23 protein-coding genes and 1 pseudogene are annotated in these 23,341 nt (G+C 57.9%); 12 read left to right on the forward strand and 12 right to left on the reverse strand.

Annotation, left to right across the window (positions count from 1 at the left end; translation table 11 throughout):
* Positions 1 to 4: 4 nt before the first annotated feature.
* The 4 genes from QO231_RS04320 to fliK form a co-directional block, all read right to left on the reverse strand.
* Positions 5 to 994 carry an adenosine kinase gene (locus QO231_RS04320; protein WP_316773660.1) on the reverse strand — a complete coding sequence of 330 codons (990 nt, stop codon included), beginning with the start codon at positions 992 to 994 and terminating at the stop codon, positions 5 to 7.
* Entirely contained in the window at positions 991 to 1,635 is a 645-nt protein-coding gene (gene nth, locus QO231_RS04325; protein ID WP_316773662.1) for an endonuclease III, read from the reverse strand. Before nth ends, QO231_RS04320 begins: the two co-directional genes overlap by 4 nt.
* A 208-nt stretch (positions 1,636 to 1,843) precedes the next feature.
* Entirely contained in the window at positions 1,844 to 2,527 is a 684-nt protein-coding gene (locus QO231_RS04330) for a flagellar hook capping FlgD N-terminal domain-containing protein (protein ID WP_316773663.1), read from the reverse strand.
* Positions 2,528 to 2,529: 2 nt separating this feature from the next.
* Complete coding sequence (gene fliK, locus QO231_RS04335) at positions 2,530 to 4,005, reverse strand: flagellar hook-length control protein FliK (RefSeq protein WP_316773665.1); 1,476 nt, start codon at positions 4,003 to 4,005, stop codon at positions 2,530 to 2,532.
* A gap of 205 nt (positions 4,006 to 4,210) precedes the next feature.
* Here fliK and QO231_RS04340 point away from each other — a divergent pair, with 205 nt between their 5' ends.
* From QO231_RS04340 to QO231_RS04375, 7 genes and pseudogenes are all read left to right on the forward strand, one after another.
* Positions 4,211 to 4,471: a rod-binding protein gene (locus QO231_RS04340; RefSeq protein WP_316773860.1), complete on the forward strand. Its 261-nt coding sequence runs from the start codon at positions 4,211 to 4,213 to the stop codon at positions 4,469 to 4,471.
* Entirely contained in the window at positions 4,461 to 4,820 is a 360-nt protein-coding gene (locus QO231_RS04345) for a flagellar biosynthesis protein FlgN (protein WP_316773667.1), read from the forward strand. Before QO231_RS04340 ends, QO231_RS04345 begins: the two co-directional genes overlap by 11 nt.
* A 209-nt stretch (positions 4,821 to 5,029) precedes the next feature.
* Positions 5,030 to 5,854, forward strand: a complete 825-nt coding sequence (locus tag QO231_RS04350) for a flagellin N-terminal helical domain-containing protein (protein ID WP_316773669.1) — start codon at positions 5,030 to 5,032, stop codon at positions 5,852 to 5,854.
* Between the two features lie 76 nt (positions 5,855 to 5,930).
* Positions 5,931 to 6,302 carry a flagellar biosynthesis regulator FlaF gene (gene flaF, locus QO231_RS04355; RefSeq protein WP_316773670.1) on the forward strand — a complete coding sequence of 124 codons (372 nt, stop codon included), beginning with the start codon at positions 5,931 to 5,933 and terminating at the stop codon, positions 6,300 to 6,302.
* 1 nt (position 6,303) lies between these two features.
* Positions 6,304 to 6,708: a flagellar biosynthesis repressor FlbT gene (flbT, locus tag QO231_RS04360; RefSeq protein ID WP_316773671.1), complete on the forward strand. Its 405-nt coding sequence runs from the start codon at positions 6,304 to 6,306 to the stop codon at positions 6,706 to 6,708.
* Complete coding sequence (locus tag QO231_RS04365) at positions 6,705 to 7,514, forward strand: DUF1217 domain-containing protein (protein ID WP_316773672.1); 810 nt, start codon at positions 6,705 to 6,707, stop codon at positions 7,512 to 7,514. Before flbT ends, QO231_RS04365 begins: the two co-directional genes overlap by 4 nt.
* 1,160 nt (positions 7,515 to 8,674) lie before the next feature.
* Positions 8,675 to 9,197 (forward strand): annotated as a pseudogene (locus QO231_RS04375) (transposase); the annotation flags it as partial.
* 36 nt (positions 9,198 to 9,233) lie between these two features.
* Here the strand turns inward: QO231_RS04375 and QO231_RS04380 are convergent.
* The 3 genes from QO231_RS04380 to QO231_RS04390 are packed head-to-tail and all read right to left on the reverse strand — an operon-like array spanning position 9,234 to position 12,022.
* Complete coding sequence (locus QO231_RS04380) at positions 9,234 to 9,908, reverse strand: GntR family transcriptional regulator (RefSeq protein ID WP_316773675.1); 675 nt, start codon at positions 9,906 to 9,908, stop codon at positions 9,234 to 9,236.
* 6 nt (positions 9,909 to 9,914) lie between these two features.
* Positions 9,915 to 10,937, reverse strand: a complete 1,023-nt coding sequence (locus QO231_RS04385) for a Gfo/Idh/MocA family protein (protein ID WP_316773677.1) — start codon at positions 10,935 to 10,937, stop codon at positions 9,915 to 9,917.
* A complete protein-coding gene (locus tag QO231_RS04390) occupies positions 10,934 to 12,022 on the reverse strand; it encodes an isocitrate/isopropylmalate dehydrogenase family protein (RefSeq protein ID WP_316773678.1) in 1,089 nt (362 codons plus the stop codon). The genes QO231_RS04385 and QO231_RS04390 overlap by 4 nt, the downstream gene beginning before the upstream one ends.
* A 519-nt stretch (positions 12,023 to 12,541) precedes the next feature.
* Between QO231_RS04390 and QO231_RS04395 the strand changes: the two genes are divergently transcribed.
* The 4 genes from QO231_RS04395 to QO231_RS04410 all read left to right on the forward strand — a co-directional run bounded on the left by QO231_RS04395 (position 12,542) and on the right by QO231_RS04410 (position 15,746).
* Positions 12,542 to 13,348, forward strand: a complete 807-nt coding sequence (locus QO231_RS04395; RefSeq protein WP_316773680.1) for a transporter substrate-binding domain-containing protein — start codon at positions 12,542 to 12,544, stop codon at positions 13,346 to 13,348.
* Positions 13,349 to 13,410: 62 nt separating this feature from the next.
* Positions 13,411 to 14,154 (forward strand): amino acid ABC transporter permease, encoded by a 744-nt coding sequence (locus QO231_RS04400; RefSeq protein ID WP_316773682.1) that lies wholly within the window; start codon positions 13,411 to 13,413, stop codon positions 14,152 to 14,154.
* Positions 14,154 to 14,990, forward strand: coding sequence for an amino acid ABC transporter permease (locus tag QO231_RS04405; protein WP_316773684.1), 837 nt, complete (start codon positions 14,154 to 14,156; stop codon positions 14,988 to 14,990). Before QO231_RS04400 ends, QO231_RS04405 begins: the two co-directional genes overlap by 1 nt.
* Positions 14,991 to 14,999: 9 nt before the next feature.
* Positions 15,000 to 15,746, forward strand: a complete 747-nt coding sequence (locus QO231_RS04410; protein ID WP_316773686.1) for an amino acid ABC transporter ATP-binding protein — start codon at positions 15,000 to 15,002, stop codon at positions 15,744 to 15,746.
* Positions 15,747 to 15,801: 55 nt separating this feature from the next.
* Here QO231_RS04410 and QO231_RS04415 read toward each other — a convergent pair whose 3' ends face one another.
* The 3 genes from QO231_RS04415 to QO231_RS04425 form a co-directional block, all read right to left on the reverse strand.
* Positions 15,802 to 17,937, reverse strand: a complete 2,136-nt coding sequence (locus QO231_RS04415) for a hypothetical protein (RefSeq protein ID WP_316773688.1) — start codon at positions 17,935 to 17,937, stop codon at positions 15,802 to 15,804.
* A gap of 337 nt (positions 17,938 to 18,274) precedes the next feature.
* Positions 18,275 to 19,381, reverse strand: coding sequence for a 3-isopropylmalate dehydrogenase (gene leuB / locus QO231_RS04420; RefSeq protein WP_316773689.1), 1,107 nt, complete (start codon positions 19,379 to 19,381; stop codon positions 18,275 to 18,277).
* Positions 19,382 to 19,463: 82 nt separating this feature from the next.
* Positions 19,464 to 20,354: a LysR family transcriptional regulator gene (locus QO231_RS04425; RefSeq protein ID WP_316773690.1), complete on the reverse strand. Its 891-nt coding sequence runs from the start codon at positions 20,352 to 20,354 to the stop codon at positions 19,464 to 19,466.
* A gap of 98 nt (positions 20,355 to 20,452) precedes the next feature.
* Between QO231_RS04425 and QO231_RS04430 the strand changes: the two genes are divergently transcribed.
* Positions 20,453 to 21,361: a Rossmann-fold NAD(P)-binding domain-containing protein gene (locus QO231_RS04430; protein WP_316773693.1), complete on the forward strand. Its 909-nt coding sequence runs from the start codon at positions 20,453 to 20,455 to the stop codon at positions 21,359 to 21,361.
* Here QO231_RS04430 and QO231_RS04435 read toward each other — a convergent pair.
* Complete coding sequence (locus tag QO231_RS04435; RefSeq protein WP_316773695.1) at positions 21,311 to 22,402, reverse strand: endonuclease/exonuclease/phosphatase family protein; 1,092 nt, start codon at positions 22,400 to 22,402, stop codon at positions 21,311 to 21,313. The genes QO231_RS04430 and QO231_RS04435 overlap by 51 nt on opposite strands.
* Positions 22,399 to 23,232 (reverse strand): hypothetical protein, encoded by an 834-nt coding sequence (locus tag QO231_RS04440; RefSeq protein ID WP_316773697.1) that lies wholly within the window; start codon positions 23,230 to 23,232, stop codon positions 22,399 to 22,401. The genes QO231_RS04435 and QO231_RS04440 overlap by 4 nt, the downstream gene beginning before the upstream one ends.
* Between the last annotated feature and the right edge of the window lie 109 nt (positions 23,233 to 23,341).

Genomic DNA, 23,341 nt, shown 5'->3' on the forward strand with positions numbered 1-23,341 from the left:
AGCGTTACAACAAGCCTTGGTCGCGCAGCAGTTCGGGCATGTCGGCTTCGGGTCGCGGGCCGAGATGCGATATCACCTCACTGGCGCAAACGCATCCGATCCGTGCGCAGGCTTCCAGATCGCGCACTGTCGCCATGCCATACAGGAAACCGGCCGCAAACTGATCGCCCGCACCCGTGGCATCGACCGGTTTGATGCGCTCTACCGGAATATCCAGACGCGACGTGCCCTCCATGACGGACACGCCGTCACCTGAACGGGTGCAAACCACCAGAGGGCACAGGGCGGCGGTCATCATCAGCGCGTCGTTCAGGTGGTCGGTTTCAAAGAGCGACTGAATTTCGGCCTCATTCCCGATCACGAAATCCAGATCATGCTGGATGAGCGACAGGAAATCAGCCCGATGACGATCAACGCAGAACGGATCGGATATGGCGATACCGGTCTTGCCCCCACCGGCGCGTGTTGCGCGTGCCGCCTCGCGAAAGGCCGTCTTTCCCGCGTCATGGTCAAACAGGTATCCTTCCAGGAACATGATCTGCGCATTGCTCGTGACAGCGGCCGGAACGTCGACCGAAGACAGACCGGTGGAGATACCGAGATAGGTATTCATCGACCTTTCCCCGTCCGGCGAAACAAAGATCATCGACCGCGAGGTCGGCAGTTCACCGTCAGTCACGGGCGGGTTCACGAAATCGATCCCGTTCTCGTTCATCGCGTCCGCGTAGAACCGCCCCAAGGCATCGTCACGCACACGCCCTATGAATGCCGTGTCCAGACCCAGCGCCCCGGCCCCCGCAATGGTGTTCGCAACCGATCCTCCCGGAGTCTGAACCCGGCGGTCCATCGCGCCATAGAGAATCTCGGCCCGCTCCTGTTCAATCAGTTGCATGATACCCTTCTCGATGCCCATATGATCGAGAAAGCTGTCATCCGATTGGGTGATGACATCTACAACGGCGTTGCCGATGCCGACCAGGTCATAGTTCTTCATACTGTCTTGTCCTCGTATTCACATAGGTCCCGGATCAGGCAGGTCGGACACAAGGGCTTGCGCGCCTTGCAATGATAGCGTCCGTGCAGGATCATCCAATGATGCGCATGCTGTTGGAAATCAACCGGGATATTGTCTTCGATCGACCGTTCCACCGCATTGACATCCTTGCCCGGAGCAACCCCGCTGCGATTGCCGAACCGGAATATATGGGTGTCTACGGCCTGTGCCGGAAATTGCCACCACATGTTCAGCACCACATTCGCCGTCTTGCGCCCGACACCGGGCAGCGATTCCAGGGCAGCACGTGAATTCGGCACCTCGCCGCCATAGTCATCAACCAGAATGCGCGAAAGCTTCATCACGTTCTTGGCCTTGTTGCGGTAGAGGCCGATGGTCTTGATGTGCTCGATCAGACGGTCTTCACCAAGATCCAGCATCTGCCTTGGCGTGGTCACAATCTCAAACAGTTTACGCGTAGCCTTGTTCACGCCAGCGTCCGTGGCTTGCGCAGAAAGCGCAACCGCAACAACCAGGGTATAGGCATTCACGTGATCCAACTCTCCCTTTGGTTCGGGTTCCGCCGCATGAAAGCGGATAAAGATCTCGCGGATCGTATGAAAGTCGAGTTGCTTTGCCATCCGAACCTTAATGCCTGCGGCAGAACGTCGAGGCAACGGGCAATGAACCATCTTCAGCGCGAAACGGAATTTGTACACTGCCGAGTATTCGAACATTCTGCATTTGGCAAAGTGATCTTCGCTTCCGTCACTTGTATCTACGCGACAGAGAGCTTTGGCCAATCAAGACTGGATATGATCCCAGTAAACTTGTGATCGGTGCGCGGCCCTAGCCGCCTTCGCGCAGCGCCGAAACCTCGCTGGCGGCCACGGATGGACCACCCTCGAGTACCAGAACAACAGCGTTGTCCTTGAACTGCGCTTCGGAAATCCGACCATAAACCTCGGTTGTGACAGGCGTGATTTCGGTTCCGTTTCGGAAGCTGGCCACAGAGAATGCATACACCCCGTTCGCAAAGGGGGCCCCGGAATCATCGACTCCTGCCCACTGTACGGGATCGCCGGTCAGGTCAATCATCGAGCGCTGCACTTCTCGCCCATCAGCACCCGTAACGACCAGATAGGCAGCATCCGCCGTCGGTGCCACGCCCGGAGAAACAGTCACCGGCTGCCCGTCAAAGTAGACAGGCGTATCCGCCCGGATTTCCATTCCTACCCAACCGGCGAGCGCGGCCATGTTGGATGAATCCATCTGGGCAAACAGGGCCGTCAGCGTATCATTGGTCTGGACCTGTTGTTCGACCATCGAAAACTGCGCCAGCTGTGCTGCATATTCGGTCGAGTCGATAGGTTCCAGCGGATCCTGGTAACGGGCCTGGGCCGTCAGCATCTTGAGAAACGTCTCGAAATCCGAGGTCAAGCCCGCGCTTCCCGAAGCCGAAGACGTGACAGATGCTGTGCGCGCCGCCGTTGATGCGGTAACTGATGCAACGGATGTGGTTATTTCGGTCATGATTAGAGCCTCAGGTCGAGCCCGGATTGAACCAGGCGGTTTGGCATTGTGTTCTGTGTTTCTCCAGCGGCGTTGGCGGCGTCGGTCGCTGCGTGGCCGCCGTCTTGTGAGTGATCATGACCGCTCGACCCGTCGCTGTTGAATTCGAAACTCGCCTGCCCATAGCCAAGCTTCTGAAACTCTTGGGAAAGCTGCTCAATATGGCGGCGCATCAACTCGAGCGTTTCGGGCCGTTCGGATGTGATCAGGACGGTCACACCGGCGTCGCTCGTTGATAAGGCCATGCGCACCCGGCCAAGCTCTTCCGGGTTAAGCGCAATTTCAACCGTTTTGCCCGATTCACGGGCAAATATCTCGACCGCGTAGGCTGCGGCATTGCGCACTGTTTCCGGGCGGGCCAGGATCGTCTCTGCAGAAACTGACGGTGCGAAGCCTGTGGCACCAACTGATCTCGACGGGGCCCAGTCGGGTGATTCGCCCGCCGACACGAATGTCTCCAAACCTGCGGTTTCGGTCGCGGGGAACAACGAAGCCATACTTTCAGGACCATGCGCAAGCGGGTTGGAAATCTGCTCCTGAGATATGCTTGGGCGCGGTGTGCCCTTGGCAGGCGATCCGGTCGGGGCTTCAGTTTCAGGTGCTGTGACCCTGCGTCCCCCCTCATCCAAGCCAGTGGCAGGCGACACGTCCTGCACCCTCTCCTGACCGATTTGCGCCATGTGATCAGTCGCTGGCTTGGCACCGCTGTACGGTTGCCGCCCTCCCCACACTTCGTTGAGCATGCCTGCAGCGCTTGCGGGGTTCTCGCTCGATTTTTCGACTGTATCGGTCGGAGATGGTACGTTGTTCGCGGACATCCGGGAGGTTGCGAGCAAGTCCTTATCGATTCCCTGCGCCCCATCCATTGCATTCGTGGCCTTCACCTGCACCGCGGATGGAACATCCCTTTTCGTGCTGTGTAGGTTGGGCAGCCCCCATGAAACAGTCCCGGTTTCCCGCGCTCGGGATGTGTCGTTCAGCACTTTCTCTCCGAGCTGGGCTTTGCTCCCACTCTCCCCGCGCGCACCCCGCGACGGATCCCACTCCGGCGACCCTTGGGTCAGCGCTTCGGCACCCGAGACCTGCGGCAAACCGGCGACCTCAGAAAGATTCTCGTCCGCGTGGTTCGCCGTCAAGAACCTCTCGTCTCTGGGTTCGACAGGATCGGTTTGTCGAGCAGAATGTTCCGTGACCGTTTTTGCGGGCTTGGCGGTGAATGCCCCCACGTCGGCCATCAACGCCATATCGTCGGCCGTGTCATCACCCATGCCATCGGTCTCCCCGATCGTGGCAAACTCTATCTCGCTGCTCTCGGCATCGACCTCATTGGCCTCCGAACTCTGTGGTTCTGTTGGCGCGGGTTTTTTGTGAGCATCACCAAGCATCCTTGCGAGAGCAGATGCGAAGGTGGTTTCCTTGGCGTTGACTTCGGTTTCCACGCGAGATGCCGGACTGAGGGCATCCGGCGCTCCACCAGTTGGTCGGACAGGATGGGAATTGATCTGCATGCGTCACCAGAATTCTTTCTTGATGACCCGACCATCATCCAAACCAGTTACGGATATTTTAACTGGAATGGCGTCATCCTCACAAAATCCGAGCAATTCGAGGCAATCCATGACTCCACTGACACTGACCACACCTATGATCGCAAAGCCCGGAGTCGATGCGCGCGACACCCCGCTGCGACAGGCCGCGACCGAGCTTGAGGCCGCTTTTCTGACAGAAATGTTGAAATCGGCAGGGCTGGGAAAGTCCCGCGAGTCGATGGGAGGCGGCGCCGGTGAAGACCAGTATGCTTCCCTTCTGGTGCGGGCCCAAGCCGAACAAATAGCAAAAACCGGCGGCATCGGATTGGCCGAGTCGCTCTATAATGCACTGAAGGAATCGCGTCATGACGGATGAAACTCACCAAGACCTGATCGACGCACTGGATGACCTCCTGGGTCGTGAACGCGAGGCGCTTCTCGGCGGAAAGCTGGAGCAGATCGCCAAGCTGATGTCGGCAAAGGAAGACCTGGTAGACAGGTTCAATGCTCTGCCTCCGGAAGACCGGCCCACCCTTGAGAGCGTTCACCAGAAGGTGACACGCAATCAGGCGCTCCTGAACAGCGCTCTGGATGGGATCCGCGCGGTCGCGAACCGCATGGCAGACCTTCGGCGGGTGCGCTCCGGGCTCGAGACCTATGACCGCCGCGGCAACAAGCAGACCTTTGGAACGCAGACCAGTACCAACGTCGAAAAGCGCGCCTGACGTTCAGTTTGAGGCAAATGCAATCAAACTTCGCCAAGCGGTTTAGGATTCCATTAGGACATAGCGCGCATGTTGATGAGGCATCTGAAACAAAAGGTGGCGCGAAACCGAAAGCACGGTCTTCGCAGTAGTCAGAAAGACGTTTGGGCTGCCCGGAAGGGCGGCATGAATCCGGGTAGAAGCTGCCCAATGACCAAAGGAACAATGCTATGTCAAGCATTCTGACAAACAACAGCGCAATGGTTGCACTGCAAACCCTGAAATCCATCAATACCAATCTGGCCAAGACACAGGACCAGATTTCCACTGGCAAGGATGTCGGTTCGGCCAAGGACAATTCTGCCATCTGGGCAATCTCCAAGGTGATGGAATCCGACGTGAGTGGCTTTCAGGCTGTTTCCGACTCGCTGTCCCTCGGTGAATCGACCGTTGCAGTCGCATCGGCGGGCGCAGAACAGATCACCAATGTTCTGAGTGACATGAAGGAAAAGGTGGTTGCGGCAACCGGTGAGAACGTTGACTACACCAAGCTGACGGCAGACATCAACGAATCGATTGCGCAGGTGACTTCGATCATCAATGCGTCGCAATTCAACGGAATGAACCTGCTGAATGATGACGGCGTCGACCTGACAGTGACCTCTTCGATCGATCGCGACAATGCTGGTGCGATCACGGTTGCCGAGATCACCGTTACAGCGGTTGATTTCACATCGAACCTCGACCTGTCCGACATCGACGTTAGCGACGCCACCAACGCCGTTGCGTCAATCACGGCCCTCGAAGCGCATATTCAGACGGCCGTGGATGGCGCAGCCGCACTTGGTGCCTCGGCCAAACGCATTGCCGACCAGAACGTCTTTGTCGGTAAAGTGATGGATGCGATGAAGTCCGGTATCGGCAGTTTGGTCGATGCCGATATGGAAGCCGCATCGGCGCGCCTGCAGGCACTTCAGACGCAACAGCAGCTGGGTGTACAGGCGTTGTCGATCGCCAACCAGGCACCGCAATCCATCCTGTCGCTGTTCCGCTAACGGAACCATGGAACCGGCCGGGGCGTCACGCGCCCCGGTTTCCCTTCTGAAGCACTCAGATATGTGAGGTCCTGATTTGAACGCCCTGTCCCAGGCGCACCGCGCCTATTCCGCCGCATCGGCCCCGACACGCACGACTCGGGGCACGGAATACGAAGCAATTGCCCGTATCACGACACGCATTCGTTCTGCCGACGCAGAGGGAGCAGGTGGGTTCGCAGCACTTGCTGAAGCACTGAGCGACAATCGCAAGCTGTGGACGATCTTTGCCATTGACGTTGCCGACAAGGCAAACCCCTTGCCTGCGGATCTCAGGGCCCGGATCCTGTATCTGGCAGAGTTTACCAATCATCACACCAGCAAGGTTCTCGCGCGCCAGGCGACAATCGAACCATTGCTAGAGATCAACACGGCCATCCTGCGCGGCCTCCGCGGCGGAACACAGTGATATGAGCGGACTCATCCTCAAGCTTGCCCCCAAGGAACGTGTGCTCGTGAATGGCGCCGTCATCGAAAATGGCGACCGACGCAGTCGGCTTTCCATCGTGACGCCTGATGCCAACATCCTGCGGCTGCGCGACGCGATCCACCCCGAAGAGGCGACGACACCCGTTCGGCGTGTATGCTATGCCGCACAGCTGATACTTACTGGCGACAGCGATCCTGAAACGGCACGACATGCCTTGTTGCGACGTATCGAGGAATTGAGCCAGGTCTTCAAAGATGCCGATAGCCGTGCCTCACTGGCCGAGGCAACGGATGCACTCATCGCAGAGCATCATTACAGATGTCTAAAAGCCCTGCGAAGTCTGATGCCGCGCGAAGACCGGCTCTTGGCGGCGCGCCCTTCATGACCTTCCAGCCAGTCGTCGTTGGCTCGGGAATCGCGGGCTGGAAATTTCTGCAGCGGACTTACGAGCCGCAGTTTGATGCGTTCGAGAAGTCGTCCCAACTGTCACGAAACATAGAGTACTTTACCGATACCATCGGTACGATCGAAACGGCGGAAGACCTCGTAAAGAACCGTCGTGTCCTGTCCGTCGCCCTTGGTGCCTTCGGGCTTCAGGATGATCTGGATAATCGGTATTTCATCCAGAAAATACTAGAAGACGGTACCGCAAGCGATGATGCCCTGGCCAACAAATTGGCCGACGATCGGTACAAGCGGCTGAGCGCTGCGTTTGGATTTGGGCCAGGAGAAGCAAAGACCACTGCCAACCCGCAGAAGATGGCGAAAATCGTTGAGAATTTCAAAGTTCAATCGTTTGAAATCTCAGTCGGTGAACAAAACGACACCATGCGAGTTGCCCTCTATGCACAACGAGAATTGGCAAGCCTTGCAAATGAAGAAATGAGCGAGGAAGCAAAATGGTACACACTGATGGGATTGCCGCCTCTCAGGTCCCTGTTCGAAACCTCTTTGGGTTTACCCGCGTCGTTCGGACAGATCGATATTGATCAACAGTACGAAGTTTTTCGGGAAAGGACCCGGTCTGTAACCGGGGACGACACGGTCGCGCAATTCGCAAACACCGAAAACATAGAGCGCCTGACACAGCTGTTTCTTGCGCGATCCCAGATCGCGGAGATCGGCACCGGTGCGACCGCAAATGCCAATGCACTGACGTTGCTAGAGGGCCTTGCCTCGCAAATCAGGTGAGAGGGCCATGATCATATCCAGCTGATAGATTGATTGTAGGCACGGGCAGGAGGGGTCCATAAGATGCACAAGACCGCGAATTGGTCGGCTCGCAACATCACACCGAAGCACCGCGGATCGCTGACAATCCGGTTTGAACCGCAATTGGTCCAGGCACCGCCGCCGATCGGCAAACGCGGTCGGCCGAGGCGTTTCTTCGAAGTGCGATCCAGCGCTTCCCGACTTTGAAACTCCTCTGCGGCATGCCATTGAGGCAAACAACCGGTTCATCCAAAGCCTGTTGCGATGGGTTGGGCTGTGCCGGATTTCAGCCGGATTTCCGGCCATCAACGAAGGCCGAATGCGACCCTGTTGTATCGCGGCTTCTACCACTCGCTCAACATTCTCATCGACAGCAACATAGGGGATGCCAATGTGCTGCCCCGACTCCTGAACAAATCCCACGCGATCGAAAACCCTAGCTGGTCACGGCGGATGGAACTCGCGAGTGTCGCGGACACAACGAGGCGATTGTCGCCATCCCACCGTAAAAGACTGTCAAGCCCGGTACGCCGACGATCACAGGGGCAATTGCTCGCAATGACACCTTGAATTCCCCAGGTGCTTTGGACGGACGCAGTGGCCAAAACCAACAGGCTACCACCGCAAGAACCGTGTCGAGACGCAAGATGTGAAATCTCTTGCTGCGTCAACCATCGCAATGGGCTTCGTCAAACAAGGCGTTGATCTCTAGCTCCGGATTGCTGTGCTCAAAGGCGACATCGCTGCAAACATACCACTGATACGTAAGTGGTGGCAGTGAGGTAATTCCAGCAGTCCTCCTGCGACTACGGGTCGCAAACGCCCGCAATTTCCCTGAATACGTTCATGTATCAGCGCGCCCTGATCCGAAGTAGGATGGCTTTGATAGAGGCCGCAAGATAGGCCCGGCCGGGGAAAGGGAATGTCCGGCCGGCAACCGGATTGTAGTATTGAGCGCAGCGCTGCCGTTACCCGGCAGCGGCTTGCTCTATCACCCTTGAACTCGGTCTGCTGTTTCGGGAGTTGACGACCTCACGCATGAGGCACAACTGCGTCTCAGTGTCCATCAGAGAACATCTTGAATCTTTGGAATCACATGTGAACCTTCGACTGAGGCAAGGTTTTGCAGAAGCTTCCGGATGTGGACGAACGAGAACCGCGGTCGTTATGACCGAAATGGTCTGCGCCATCCCAGCGATTTGACCGACGAGGAAAGTTGGGTCTTGATTGACCCACAGGGCTTTGACGCCGGCAAGAAGATCAAGGGCAAGAAGCGCCACATCCTCGTCGATACCCAAGGTCTTTTTGATGCAAGTCATCGTACATTCGGCCGGAATCCAGGACCGCGACGCAAGCGTCATGCTGATCGGCGCACTGTTCGGACGGTATCCATCATTGCCGAAAGTTCACGCCGACAGCGGCTACCAGGGACCAATGTTCCAAGATTGGCCGAATAAGGTATGTTGCAAGATCAATGTTGAAATCGTCAAGCGCACGGATGTCGGCAATTTCGTCGTCCTGCCCAGGCGGTGGGTGGTCGAGCGGACCATAGGATGGCTCAATCGCTGCCGCCGTCTGGCATAGGACTGGGAGTGCCTGAACCAGAACGCGTTGGCATTCGTGCGATTGGCTTCAATTCGAGCGATGCTCCGAAGACTTTGCCAAAAAACGGTTATGGCCTCGGACGGACTCTCAGTCCTACAGATGCCGAAGACGGTATTTCTCGAGAATGCCGAGCAATATTCCCTTGGCATCGGTCCGGTGCGCATGATGGAGCTGGCGTGCCTTAAGGGCATCCCCTGATCGGATGGCTTCGAGGACACCACGGTGATCCTGGTTTGATTTCAATGGCAACGGGCGGAATTGCAGCGTCAGGGCGCGGGCGCGGCGCACCTGATCCACCATCATGGCTGCGATGGACTGCACGCGGCTGTTCTTGCCGAGCCAAACGAGTTCAGCATGAAATTGGTCATCGGCGAGCGCCCAGGCCTCTAGGTTCTCGTGTTCAAGCGCGTCGTCCATGTCATTGATCGCTTGCGTGAGCTTTGATAAATCCGCGTCTGAATATCCCATGCGGGCAGCGTTTTCGGCGGACAGGCTTTCAAGTTCTGTCAGGACTTCGTAGATGTCCCGCATGTCGTCAGGTGCCAGGGCAAGGACACGTAGTCCCTTGCGGGGTCGCATTTCTACCAGACCTTGCGCCGCAAGCAACATGGCCGCCTCGCGAACGGGCGTGCGGGACATGCCCAGACGGTCTGCCAATTCACTTTCGAGATGATCGGAGCCAGCACCAAGCTCGCCGGAAAAGATCAATCGGCGCAATTCCTCGACCGCTCTCTGGGTGTTGGACATCTGTTTTGCACCGCCATCCATTCGCGATCAGATCCTTATTTTGGTTCCAGTCTCGGTAGAGCGGTATATCCCATCTCGCACGCGGATCACAGTCAGGTAATCCTGGCAGGTGTTCTCAAGCTCAGAGCCATTGAGCCGTGCGCAAACCACATGAGCCTGCAAGGCGCGAACGCAGTCACCGCCAAATCCCTGCCATCTGTCAGGCGCCAGAACCTGCCGGGTATCCAGATGACCGAACCTGCGCATTGTGACACTGCCATCCCCCAGGAGCGTCAGAGCACCGTCGGTCCCCTCGATCAGCGCTTCACCCATGGTACGGCGTTGATTGTCCGACGCGTGATCAAGCAGGCGATTGCCGTCAAAGAGCGCACGCACGCCGGACGGGTGATCAAGCAGGACAAAGCCTGCATCCTCACCGGCCAACACGGGATTGATGCGCCGCAGGTCGGCATAGACTGCGACAGGATCACCAAACAGATAGCGGAACGTATCGATCCAATGCACGCCCGTCTCGTGGATCAGCAGTTGGGGCATGGAATGAAAGTAGGGTTGCCGGTCGAGATAGGCACGCGGCCCCTGGCCGTCACCAGGACGCAGACGGAACGTGGCCTGAAGGATTGTGCCGATGCCGCCGGCGTCGATGACGGCCTTGATTGCACGGTACCATGGCATGAAGCGAAAGTTCTCGTGCACGACCACCGTCACGCCCGCCGCCTGGGCCTCGGCTGCGATTTGGGTGGCCTCTGCAAGGTCGAGGCAAAAGGGCTTTTGGCAAATGACGGTGGGAATCCCTGCCGCAATTGCCGTTCGAATCGATGCTGCATGGCCGGCAGGTGGCAGGATGATATCGAGGATGTCTGGCTTGGTCTGTTCGATCATTCGGTCGAGATTATCGAAGGCCGTCAGTCCGGTGGCCACCGCAGCGTCCAGGTCGAGATCCGTCGCTCCGACAAGCGTGACCTCTTTGATACGCGCCCATGCATCATAATGAAACTGGCTGAAATATCCCGCACCAAGGCACGCAACGCGCAGAGGCGCCATCGCCGTCATGCGATATCCAGTTGCGCCATTACAGCTACGGCCGCGTCCTGCGTGCTCGCAGAGCCGCCAAGATCAGCGGTCAGGACCCTGCCCTCGGCGATGACGGTCTCGACCGCCTCGCGCACGCGAGTACCGTCCGCTACCATTTGCGGCACGTCATGACGCAGGCCAAGCCAGTCCAGCATCATCGCACCGGATAGTATCATCGCGAGCGGGTTCGCTATGCCGTGTCCGGCAATATCGGGCGCAGAGCCGTGGCACGGCTGAAACACCGCGTGGTCCAAGCCGATATCTGCGGACGGGGCCACGCCCAATCCGCCCATCAGCCCCGCACCAAGATCAGAGAGGATGTCGCCGAACATGTTCTCTGTGACCAATACGTCGAACTCCCAAGGTTTCAGCACAAACCAGAGCGCGGTTGCATCAACATAGGCGTGATCCGCGATCAGATCAGGATTTTTTGCCGCTTCAGCATCGAAAATCTCGCGAAAGAAGGCAAAGGCCCGAAAGACATTGGCCTTGTCGACGCAGGTAACACGGCCTTTGCCGCGGCCCCGAGCCTTGCGTTCTCTTGCCAGCCCAAAGGCAAAGCGAAACAGTTTTTCCGATATGTCACGGGTGATCAGCAAGGTTTCGCGCGCTTCATCGCGGGTGATCTCGCCCCGGCCCTGGGTGTGAAACAGGCCTTCGGTACTTTCGCGGATCAGCACGAAATCCACCTCTTTGCCGTCCGGCATTTTCAGCGGCGTCCTTTGCCCCGGAAAGATGCGCACGGGTCGAACGCCCGCAAAAAGCGTCAGCGTCTTGCGCAGGTCGATCTGAGGTGAAATCTCTGTCCCGTCGTCATAGCGCACACTGGGCAGACCCATGGCCGACAGAAGGATCGCATGCGAATCACGTGCAGCCGCCATCGACGCCGCGGGCAGTGATTCACCGGTCTGCGCATAGTGGGCGGCGCCGGCCGGTACGGTGTTGAACTCAAGGTGATACCCCCCTGAATCCGACAGGCGTGCGAGAATTTCCAGTGTCGGTTTCATGATCTCGGGACCGATTCCGTCACCTTCAAAGACTGCGATATCGAATTGCTGTTTCATCCCGCCCCTAAACCCCTGCTTCTGGCCGCAAAGCTCACATAGCCCTCATTAACGTATACATAATAAAATCCAGTAATTGAACCATGGCCGGAAATGATCGTACCTGGCGGGCAAGTGTTGGCGCGGGCCGGGCATCCATCCAACCTGAAAACGACGATGACTGATGCGCAACGCAAAGTTCACGCTCGCCCAAAGTTATTGATCCGTGACGATCTCGCCGGGATGCGGGCATCCGATAGCTTCAGCGACATCCACTCTTCGACATGCAGCAGGGTCGTCTGCCCACAACGCATGGATAGGTGCGATTAGAGCGCCATGAACGCAGTCTGTAACGCATCGGTCGATTCAATCAACACACCTGTGTACAATCTCCCATGGCGCAGCCACACTATCTGATCGAAGTGTTGGCAATTGCCGCCATCGCCCGATGCGCTCGGATCGGACGAGTCTACCGGAAGACTGACGAGCAACCGAACGAACAAGAAACGAACCCAAGATACGTAACCAGGGAGAAAAACAATGAAACTCACATCCATCAAAGCACTCGCGGCAGCGGCGGTCGTCTCAGCGCTTGCCATGACGACGGCATCCGCCGACGCGCTTGACACCATCAAAGAGCGCGGGACTCTGATTGTTGGCGTCAAGGCCGACTACAAGCCCTACGGCTTTCTCGACTCATCCGGTGCCATCATCGGGATCGAGCCGGAACTGGCCAAGGACGTGGCAGACAAGCTGGGCGTCGAGATTGAATACGTGCCTGTCGTCAGCTCAAACCGGATGCAATTCCTGGAACAGGGCAAGATCGACCTGATGATCGCAACCATGACCGACAACGAAGAGCGGCGCAAAGTCGTGAACATCGTTGATCCGAACTACTATTCCTCGGGCACCAACGTTCTGGCGCTGAAAAGCCTCGGCCTGAAAGAATGGGAAGATCTGCGAGGCAAGCCTGTCTGCGGCATTCAGGGCGCATTCTACAACAAGGCCACGTCGCAAAACTACGGAGCCGAAATCGTTGCGTTCAAAGGTACGGCCGAGGCGTACGCTGCACTCAAGGCGGGCAATTGCGCCGCCTTCGTCTATGACGACAGCGCAATTGTCGCCAAGACCAATGATCCGGAATGGGCCGACTACGAAATGCCGCTTGCCACGATCGACGATGCGCCATGGGGACTGGCCGTGGGGCTGGGCGAAGACAATTTCGCCACACTCATGAGCGAGATGATCGTCGGCTGGCACAAGTCCGGTCGTATCCTCGAGCTCGAAACAAAATGGGGCGTGACAAACACGCCTTTCGCCACTGCGATGCACGACAAATATAAGTAAGATCAGGGATCAGGCGGGGCGATATGCACCGCCTGATCCACGTGTCTTGAGGGGGAACAGGCATGGATTTCATCTTTGAGTGGTTTCGCGTTCTCTACAACGAAACGGGCATCAATCTGCCGTTTCTCTATGATGAATACGACCGTAACCGCATGCTCGATGGATTTTTCACGACCATCTGGTTGTCGTTGGTCTGCTTGTTCTTCTCTGTCATCATTGGCGTGATAGGCGCTTGGCTACAGGGATCATCGTTCAAATGGACCCGCCGTTTCGTGAACGGCTACATCCAGCTGTTTCGCAACACCCCGCCGCTGGTACAGCTCTATTTTTTCTATTTCGCCATCGGTACGATGCTGCCCAAGGTCGAAAACGATTGGGGCGGCCAGTCCCCGATATTGGGAAGTTTCGCCTGGGCCGCCATATCCCTGTCGTTTTTTGCAGGTGCTTTCAACGTCGAGATTTTCCGCTCCGGCATCGATGCCGTACCGAAGTCAACGGTCGAGGCCGCCGAAGCCCTGGGCTTTTCCAAGTTGCAAATCTACCGTGACATCACCTTGCCGCTGGCAATTCGGGTGGTGATACCCGCGCTCAACAACAATCTGGTCAATCTGGTGAAAACCACAACACTGGCCTATGCGATTGCAGTGCCGGAGATGTTGTACGAGGCCAATCAGATATGGTCGGACAATGTGAACGTCACCGAGATGATGATCTTCCTGTTACTGGCCTACTTCGCACTTGTCGGTGTCCTTGTCAGCGGAATGAACCGTTGGGAACGCTCTATGAAAATTCCGGGGTTTGGCTGATGACTTACAAAACCGATCTTCCCGTGATGTTGCCGGTCACGCCACGCACGCCGGAACCTTTTATGGGTCTCAAGCCCAAGCATATCATGATGATCGCAGCGCTCGCAGTTCTCGGGCCTTCGCTGGCATTCGCACAGACTGGTGTGCCGATCCTGACGCCCTTTGCGGTCTTGCTGGACTGGATGCCATTGCTGCTCAAGGGATTCATCTTCAACCTTGTGATATCCGTCAGCGCAATGGCCTTGGGGACAGCCGTCGGCGCGATGTTGGGGCTTGGGCAGATATCGCTGTTCCGGGTGACGCGCGGCGGCTCATGGTTCGTGACCCAGTTCTTCCGCAACGCGCCCTGGCTGGTCCTGTTGTTTTTCGCGATGTTCCTGTTGCCGTTCGAGATCAACATTTTCGGACTCAAGGTGCCTCTCCCTGACTGGTTCAAAGCAATCCTTGGGCTGTCGCTGCCGGTTATGGCGAACGTATCAGAGATCGTGCGCGGCGCAGTCAAATCCCTGCCCAGCGGACAGTGGGAGGCAGCCGAGAGCCTGGCCTATACCCGCCAGCAGACGCTGTGGTTGATCATCCTGCCGCAATGCGTCAAGCGAATGCTGCCGCCTTGGATGAACCTGTATTCGATCCTGACAATGGCCACCGTGCTGGCGTCGATCGTTGGCGTCTCCGAAGTGATGACACTGACGGGTCAGGCCCTCGCGGCCGAGGGCGGCCGGCCTGAACTCTTGGCCCCGTTCTATGGCTTTGTCCTGCTGCTTTTCTTCGCCTACTGCTATCCGATTGCCCGGTTCACCGTGTGGTTGGAAACGAAATTCGCTGTTATCAACTGAGGATACGACATGAGCTGGACCCCTGCTGACCCTATGGTTTCCATCAAGGACGTGCATAAATCCTTTGGCGATCTGAAAGTCCTGAACGGCGTGTCGCTGGATGTCATGAAGGGCGACGTGATCTGTATCATCGGCCCGTCCGGATCCGGGAAATCGACCCTGATCCGCTGCGTGAACGCGCTTAACGACATTCAACAGGGGTCGATTCTCGTTGAGGGCCAAGAGGTTAACGACCCCAGGCTCGACAAGCTTGAACTGCGCAAGAAGGTCGGGATGGTGTTCCAGCAGTACAACTTGTTCCCGCACAAGACCGCACTGCAAAACGTCATGATGGCTCCCGTGCGTGTCCTGAAACAAGACAAGGCAAAGGCTGAAGCGACGGCACGGGCCTTGCTGAAGCGTGTTCGACTGGAGAACAAGGAAAACGCCTACCCCGGAGAGCTATCGGGGGGCCAACAGCAGCGTGTGGCCATTGCACGCTCGCTCGCAATGAACCCTGATGTGATCCTGTTCGACGAAGTCACCGCGGCACTCGATCCGGAGACTGTTGGTGAGGTCTTGCAAACCATCAAGGATCTTGCCGAAGACGGCATGACCTGCATTCTGGTGACACACGAGATGGCCTTTGCACGCGAAGTGGCCGACCACATCTATTTCACCGATCGCGGCGTGATCGTGGAACACGGGCCGCCTGCGACTTTCTTCAAGAACGCCGAAGACCCGCGAACCAGGGAATTCCTGAGCCAGATATTGTAGTCAGTGGTGGTCGCGGATTTTCGGACCATTTTCTCAACCCGCGCCATGACGTCGGTCAACACGGGTTGAACCCGACACTTTGCATCCAAACACACTCCTCCGGGCTGTAGTCGGGTCGGCTGTGTTCGAATGCACTTTGTGGCGGGATCAGAAGAAAGTTGACCAATGGCTCTGTAAGCTCGGCGATCTGCCACCGTTTGCCATCGTGTCGGAGCTTGAGATCAAATGTTTCATCTCGAGGACCTTGCCCGCCCATTCCGGTCAGGAACGCGCCAAGAACACCTCCGGCCGACTCATTGGGAAAGTCTATGAAATTCACCATCCCAATCGTGGCACTGCAGACAGCCGTTGTTGATGTCCCGTCGCTGATCTTGCAGCCATGAAGCTGAACCCGCCTGACACCGTGATGGAAAACCATCTGGTTTGCCAAGTTTGAAACGAGACCATTGGCGCTGTGGACGACCCCCGTCCCACGCGGCTCCAGAAAATGGAGTGCAGTAATCAAGGCGTCGCTCACATATGTTTCGTCGATCTGGTCGGCCGGATGAACCGCGTTTCGAAGGTGTAGCAGCGCCTCACCTGTCCGTTGTACTCGCCAAAAAGCACGTTCACTTTCGATTTCGCGCGCCAGCCAGTTCTTCTCTCTCGCTTTCTCGGCTTCAGCTTGCGCCGCCAAGAGCTCTTTTCGCGATTTTTCTTCAATAAATCGTTCGTTTGCGTCCATGAAAGCACCATAGGCATCGCAATCTATGGGAAAACCAGCAAGGCTGAGGGTCTCCTTTGATCCACCTTCAAGGTCCAGGACACGCCCATAGGCCTCCAAGAGAAGCTTTTCGACACCAATGCACTTTGTCGGGTAGAGGTCCACCGCTTGGTGCCTGTTGCGATTGCGCAGCGATTCCATGCAAGAAACACGCTCATCAATGGTCGGAGTCGTCGTCAGCGATCTTGCGCAGCTCGTCCAGGGGAGCACCGTGCCCAGTCCAAGCCGAGCTGCATCGGCAATCTCGACACAGCTCGGGACCGGAATCGGGGAAAGGGCTTCAAAACCTCTTGGATATGATTGCGCGCCCTTCGCGTTAAGCGCCGAGAGCTTGGCGCGCACCAAGTCCATTTGCACTTGGTTGCAGGACGGGTATCCGCTCTTGAGTTGATAGGACCAACGCTCATGTGATTTGGCAGTCAGGCATCTTGCCACGCTGTCTGAATCTCCGACCGACAAATTCGCACAAGGATCTACTTTAACACTCTGGTCCGTGTTTGCGAGTTTGATATCAGTTTCAATGACGGCTTCGGTTTGGCCGCGCCTGACAAGACGCAACGCATAATCACCCGGGACGCGTACGTCTATGCGCGCCTGGTGACTCGCTGTTGCCGTGAAAGATGTCGACGTCGCGACATAATACCCCACAGGAAGCGCCGTGTTTGCGACCTGGACACTGTAAACTGCGTCCTGGCTCAAGTTCTCAAGGGCAACGTTGATCCGAAAACGCCCATTCTCAAACGGACCTGCGGTCGCGGTCATGCTGGCCGGGCCCGCTGGCGGGCGGTGGGCAACATTTACCGACAAAACACTCAAGAGCGGCTCACCCTGCATCTTCTGGTGGAGGCGCAATTCCAAATTTCGAGACCGCGGTTGTTTCTCGAAAACGACATCCGCCTCGCTCTGACCCGTGATGTAGTGAAAGCTACGCCATCGGCCCACGGGCTCATCCGCTTCGATAAGTGTGATCCAATATGTCACGCCCGGATCGGGGTTCAACCCAGTCAAAGACACCCGTACCGGCTCGTTAAGGTAGGGCTCACTGAGAAGTGTGATGGTTTCGGTTCCATCGAGCGCCCCGGTGGTTGTCGCTTGTGGTGCTGCCTTTGCGACGTCAAGCACGGCATACAGCGGGTATCCCGCGGAACGGTCATGCAAGCGAACCTGGTAATCGCCCCCGGGGACACCGTCAAAAGTTACAGTAGCGTTGGTTTGACCCGCAAAATAGTGATATTGCTTCCATTCCCCGATGGGTAGCGTTGACGGAACAAGGGTGATCCAATAGGCGATTTCCGGTGTCATAGAACCGACTTCAACCACGATGGGACCGGCACCAGGCGCGCCGGACTTGATCGCCAACGTGGGCTTTGCAAGAGTTGGCGTGGCGATCACCAGCGCCCAGAAAATAAGACACATCAGTGTACGCAAGCGATGTTCCTTTCTTCGAAACGCGCTCTCTCTTGCTCGAATCGGCGTGCGTCGGATTGTGAGTTGACCACAATCTTGACGGCAAGAGCACGTCACTCAAGGCATCTATGCATCAATCGTGTCAGTGTGTGCATACGTGCCCTTTGAAGTTCCCCGGTTTGCTGGGCGGTCGGCGGGTTGAACAAACCGCCAGAGGCATCGCGTCGTCACACCAGACGACGAAAAATTAGCAAGAACCGTGTCAGATCAACGCGCAAAACGCTCTTTGAATGGCCACCGGCCCGATTGACGGCAGCCGCAGGAGGCGCATGTGGAGGCAGACCCCACGTGTGCGAATTCAGAGGCTTGCGTCAAGCGCGGCCAGAATGGCATCGCCCATTTGTTCGGTGCTCACCGGCTCAACACCTTCTTCACCAATCAGATCCGCAGTGCGCAGGCCGTCGGCCAGAACCTTTTCGACCGCTTTTTCAATCCGGACCGCCTCGTCGCCCTGATCAAAGGAATACCGCAACGCCATGGCAAAGCTGAGAATACAGGCGATCGGGTTTGCCTTGCCCTGTCCGGCGATGTCGGGGGCAGAGCCGTGCACCGGCTCGTACAGCGCCTTGGGACGACCATTGGCCATCGGTGCCCCAAGCGACGCAGAGGGCAGCATGCCGAGTGATCCCGTCAGCATCGCTGCGGCATCCGACAACAGGTCGCCAAACAGGTTGTCGGTGACGATCACGTCAAATTGCTTGGGCCAGCGGCACAACTGCATCGCGCCGGCATCGGCGTACATGTGGGACAGTTCCACATCCGGGTAATCTTCGTCATGCACCTTTTGCACGACCTCGCGCCACAGGATGCCCGATTCCATGACATTCGCCTTCTCCATCGAGCAGACCTTGTTGCCACGCCGCCGGGCCAGTTCGAACGCCGACCGGGCAACCCGGTCGATTTCGCTTTCGGTATATCGCTGTGTGTTGATACCAACGCGCTCGTTGCCTTCATGGATGATGCCGCGCGGCTCGCCGAAATAGATGCCGCTGGTCAGTTCGCGCACGATCACGATATCAAGTCCCGCCACCACGTCGCGCTTGAGCGAGCTGAAATCCGCGAGGGCGTCAAAACACTGGGCCGGGCGCAGATTGGCATAAAGGTCCATTTCCTTGCGCAGACGCAGCAAGCCGCGCTCCGGCTTTACGCTGAAGTCGAGCGCATCGTATTTCGGGCCGCCGACGGCACCCAGCAGAACCGCATCGACTTCCATTGCCTTGGCCATCGTGTCGTCATGCAGGGGCGTGCCGTGCTTGTCATATGCCGCGCCGCCGACAAGATCCTCGGACACGTCAAAGGCAAGACCACGCTTGTCGCCGATCCAATCGATGACGCGATTGACCTGGGTCATGACCTCGGGGCCGATACCGTCACCGGCAAGGATAAGAAGCGAGGGGTTGGACATGCGGGCTCTCCTGAATTTTTCTTGCCTGCCCCTACCGCGCACGACCCAAAGGGTCAATAACACGCGCGTGCGAACCGCCGTCTCAGGCCCGCGCCAGCCCCGCAGCCAGTAGATCCCAGACCCGACGCAGGCGCGGCGTCTGACGCATGGCCTGATGCGCCGTCAGCCAGACCGGCAGCGCTGGCAACGTGATGCCCAGATCGATTTTTTCAATCAACGGATCCGCCCGCGCGACACCGACCTGCGAAAAGCCGATGCCACACCCCGCCCTCACAAGTTCCCAATAGGTTGCCTGGTTGTCGCAACGCAGGACAAAATCCTCGCGCCGCACCGGCCAGCCCATTTCGGTCATCCTGCGCAGGATCAGATCATTGCGATCATAGCCAATGAGATCGCAATTCAGCAGGTCTTCGGCATTTTCCGGACGTCCCACACGATCCAGATAGCTGCGCGCGGCAAACACGCCCAGTTCAAGATCGGCCACATGGCGGGCAACAAGGTCAAGCTGCGTTGGCCGATACATACGAACCGCAATATCGGCCTCTCGAAATAACAGGTTCTCGGTGGTGTCCGATGGCAGCAGATCCAGTTGGATCGCCGGTTCTGCCCGGCGGATCTCGGCAAGGATCGAAGGCAACAGGTGGTGAGAGGCAAAAACGCTTGCCGTTATCCTGACCGTGCCTTCAAGCTGTTGCGATTGCCCGGCGGCGGCCAGGGTCATCGCCTGCATCGCAGCCTGCATCTGTCGGGCCATCGGAACCAGCCCTGCACCCGCATCACTCAGCGCAAAGCCGCGTGCGTGCCGGGTAAAGAGCTCAACGCTCAATTCGTCTTCGAGCGCCTGGATTTGCCGCCCCAAAGTCGGCTGGCTGCACCCCAGCAGGCGCGCGCCCGCAGACAGCGACCCCGTGTCAGCGACGGCCAGAAAGCTCTGAACCAGTGACCAATCGTTAAGTTTCGGCGGAGCATCCATTCATCCATGAATAGCTGACCGTCACTTTTTGGCAATACCTATAACCGTGGCGAATGGATATCTGGTTCACTGACACCACATTCAGTCAGGAGATGACCATGACCCAAACCGCATTGATACTCGGAGCCAGCGGCCGCTTCGGCCGCAACGCCGCCGAGCAGTTTGCCGCCGCCGGATGGGCGGTCCGCAAATTTGACCGTTCCCGAGATGATCTGATGGCCTCGGCCCGTGGTGCCGATGTGATCGTGAATGGCTGGAACCCGCCCTACACCGACTGGGCGTCGCAGGTTCCAGATCTTCATGATCAGGTCATCAAGACAGCAAGACAGACCGGTGCCACCGTGATCCTGCCAGGCAACGTCTATGTCTTTGGCGAAAACACCCTGGCACCGTGGACCGCGTCGTCAGACCACCGCGCAGACAACCCGTTGGGCCGCATCAGGATTCGAATGGAAAAGGCGTATCGCCAGTCCGGCGTACGCACCATCCTCTTGCGCGCAGGAGATTTCATCGACACCCGGAACTCGGGCAACTGGTTTGATCGGGTGATGACAAAATCCCTTACAAAGGGCCGGTTCATCTACCCCGGAAATCCGGAGATCCCCCACGCATGGGCCTATCTACCCGACTATTGCCGGGCCATTGTTCAACTCGCAGAGCGGCGCGAAGCAATGCCCGGGTTCACCGACATTCCATTTCCCGGATACACGATGAGCGGGCGGGATATGTCGGAGATTCTTGACCGGATATCGCCGGGCTCGGTGCGTCTGAAAAAAATGGCATGGTTGCCACTGATCCTCGCGCAGCCGTTCTGGCGCTTGGCGGGACACCTGCTTGAGATGCGGTATATCTGGGACACGCCGCACTGGCTGGATCGGGCAGCGTTTGATCGAGTTCTGCCGGGCTTTCAGAATACGCCCGTACGCAAAGCGCTGGCCTCTGCCGTGTCCCATCCGTCAGTCGAGCAGCAGATCGACCCAAACCAGACGGTGGCGGCTGGCAGCTAAGGCATCGTCATGTCCCGGTTCATCCGGCGCGGGCCAGAACACACCCGCGTCGATAACCTCCTGCTGCGCGGATGGCAGCACATAGTCCACGCGAAAGCGCCCGATACCATCCCAATCGACGGTGTCGTGCGCATTCCGGCTCTTGTGGCCCTGATCGGGCATCGCGGCGGCCCCTGCGCTGGCGGGCCTCGGGTCCACCAATCGCGGGTCTGCCATCAGCACACGGATCGCCTCGGTTCGTCCATCGCTGTCCTGCGGATCCAGATTGGCGTCCCCGGCCAGCACGAACCTGTCCGGCGCATCGCCGAATTCGCCGTCCAGGATCGCCCGCCAAAGAAGAATCTCATCGTGGTTACGACGACCATTCCTGTCCTCTGGCCCGTCAAACACCGGTGGACTTGCGTGAAAGGTCATCAGCGACAGAACCGTATCGTCCGGCAGCTCGATCGGAACAATCCAATGCGCCGTGCTCGAGAGCCGTTGAATGGCCTGCGCCTCCTTGGACGGAAACGGAGTGCCGTCGTCATTTGTCGGCAACAATGCACCGGGCATGTCGCGCCAGAGAAGGCCACTGAAATCCCGCACCTGTCCGGTTCGGATCGGAAAGCGCGACAGCACGGCAAGCCCGCTCTGCCCGGTGAAATCCCCGAACCCCTGTGCATCACCGGGACCGCCCAGCCGCCCGTCACCGTCCAGATCCAGATCGGTCGCCAGCCCGGCGTTGGGGCGCGCGGCGAAATGGTAGGAATATGACACCCCGCTGGCCGCGAGCAGATCAACCAGTGCATTCAAGACGGCACCGTCATAGTCCCAGTCGATCCCCTGAAGCGCGAGAATGTCGGGCGAAGTGCGCGCGATCACCCGCACGACCGCTTCAATTTGATCGGAGTCCTCTCGTGTCAGGTCACGCAAAAGCAGGCCGGGGCCATCGCCCTCCAATTCCGCGTTGAACGTGGCGACGCGTAGAGTTTCACCAATCGCCAGGGTCGACACAACGCTGAGGGATGCCGCGCAGAGCGCGCGCGTCCGCAACGGCGTCATAACAGACGCACAGGTTCGGATTCTTGCGAGGCGCGGCGGCGCTTTTCCTCTATCAGTTCGGCAATGCGTATCATCGCGATCCCCCGCATAATCATGCTTGCCGGCAGGAAGGCCCACGCGCTGATCGTCCAGATCATCGTTTGCGGATGCTCCACTGTGATCGGATCGATCAGGTCGGACGCCATCCTGACCAGCGTGGGAATAAGAAACGGCAGCAAGATTCCGAGCACTGCGTTGATCCGGCCGTCGCGCTGAAGGCGATGCACCACATCGCCACCTGTCGTCGGGTCAAAACGCGGCAGGTTCACCCAAACGTTGAATGCCCCCTGTCTTGTTGGCCACCCATAGAGGCGCACCGCACCGAGAAACACCACCACGCTGGCCAGTGCGATCGCATAGGCAACGCCTGCGGCATCACGCACCCTTTCCATGGTCACGACCGAAATGTCATCGGGCAACATCCCGATGACCAGACGGATCGGTGAATAGGGAAAGTCGCTGTAGTGGCCGACGACCTGCCCGATCCCGTTGAAAATCGCGGTGATGGCGGTGGGTTCATAGGCGTTCTTGGTCGCCAATGTCAGCATGAGAACCATCAGCAGCAGAGCGATAAAGCGCAGGCGATTCAGCGGTGGCGCATCGCGGAACTCAACGATGCTGGGAAAGTTGGTATAGTACTCGGCGAATGTCAGGCCCGCGCCGACGATGGCAAGCAAGGCAACGATTTCCGTCGCATCCGTCAAGTACCCCGGCAGCAACAACGATGGTGTCGCGATCATCAGGGCCACCAGAATGCCGCGCGTGAGTGCACCGGCGATCCGTCTAAACACTAGCTCTTTCCCTTCAAACTGGACCGGCAGCGACATTCGCCCGTGCCGCAATACCAACTTGAACCGCAAAGCAAGCGGGTGGCGCGGCGCCCTGCTACGACATTACTGC

The organism is Sedimentitalea todarodis, from assembly GCF_032595355.1.
GTDB lineage: Bacteria > Pseudomonadota > Alphaproteobacteria > Rhodobacterales > Rhodobacteraceae > Sedimentitalea > Sedimentitalea todarodis.

Coding starts and splice junctions, on each gene's coding strand:
- QO231_RS04435 (WP_316773695.1), bottom strand. CDS start 22,402: ATGACGCCGTTGCGGACGCGCGCGCTCTGCGCGGCATCCCTCAGCGTT.
- QO231_RS04390 (WP_316773678.1), bottom strand. CDS start 12,022: ATGAAACAGCAATTCGATATCGCAGTCTTTGAAGGTGACGGAATCGGT.
- QO231_RS04380 (WP_316773675.1), bottom strand. CDS start 9,908: ATGGATGGCGGTGCAAAACAGATGTCCAACACCCAGAGAGCGGTCGAG.
- QO231_RS04410 (WP_316773686.1), top strand. CDS start 15,000: ATGAGCTGGACCCCTGCTGACCCTATGGTTTCCATCAAGGACGTGCAT.
- QO231_RS04405 (WP_316773684.1), top strand. CDS start 14,154: ATGACTTACAAAACCGATCTTCCCGTGATGTTGCCGGTCACGCCACGC.
- QO231_RS04365 (WP_316773672.1), top strand. CDS start 6,705: ATGACCTTCCAGCCAGTCGTCGTTGGCTCGGGAATCGCGGGCTGGAAA.
- QO231_RS04425 (WP_316773690.1), bottom strand. CDS start 20,354: ATGGATGCTCCGCCGAAACTTAACGATTGGTCACTGGTTCAGAGCTTT.
- leuB (WP_316773689.1), bottom strand. CDS start 19,381: ATGTCCAACCCCTCGCTTCTTATCCTTGCCGGTGACGGTATCGGCCCC.
- QO231_RS04320 (WP_316773660.1), bottom strand. CDS start 994: ATGAAGAACTATGACCTGGTCGGCATCGGCAACGCCGTTGTAGATGTC.
- QO231_RS04395 (WP_316773680.1), top strand. CDS start 12,542: ATGAAACTCACATCCATCAAAGCACTCGCGGCAGCGGCGGTCGTCTCA.
- QO231_RS04345 (WP_316773667.1), top strand. CDS start 4,461: ATGACGGATGAAACTCACCAAGACCTGATCGACGCACTGGATGACCTC.
- QO231_RS04350 (WP_316773669.1), top strand. CDS start 5,030: ATGTCAAGCATTCTGACAAACAACAGCGCAATGGTTGCACTGCAAACC.
- QO231_RS04340 (WP_316773860.1), top strand. CDS start 4,211: ATGATCGCAAAGCCCGGAGTCGATGCGCGCGACACCCCGCTGCGACAG.
- QO231_RS04330 (WP_316773663.1), bottom strand. CDS start 2,527: ATGACCGAAATAACCACATCCGTTGCATCAGTTACCGCATCAACGGCG.
- QO231_RS04400 (WP_316773682.1), top strand. CDS start 13,411: ATGGATTTCATCTTTGAGTGGTTTCGCGTTCTCTACAACGAAACGGGC.
- flbT (WP_316773671.1), top strand. CDS start 6,304: ATGAGCGGACTCATCCTCAAGCTTGCCCCCAAGGAACGTGTGCTCGTG.
- QO231_RS04430 (WP_316773693.1), top strand. CDS start 20,453: ATGACCCAAACCGCATTGATACTCGGAGCCAGCGGCCGCTTCGGCCGC.
- QO231_RS04385 (WP_316773677.1), bottom strand. CDS start 10,937: ATGACGGCGATGGCGCCTCTGCGCGTTGCGTGCCTTGGTGCGGGATAT.
- nth (WP_316773662.1), bottom strand. CDS start 1,635: ATGGCAAAGCAACTCGACTTTCATACGATCCGCGAGATCTTTATCCGC.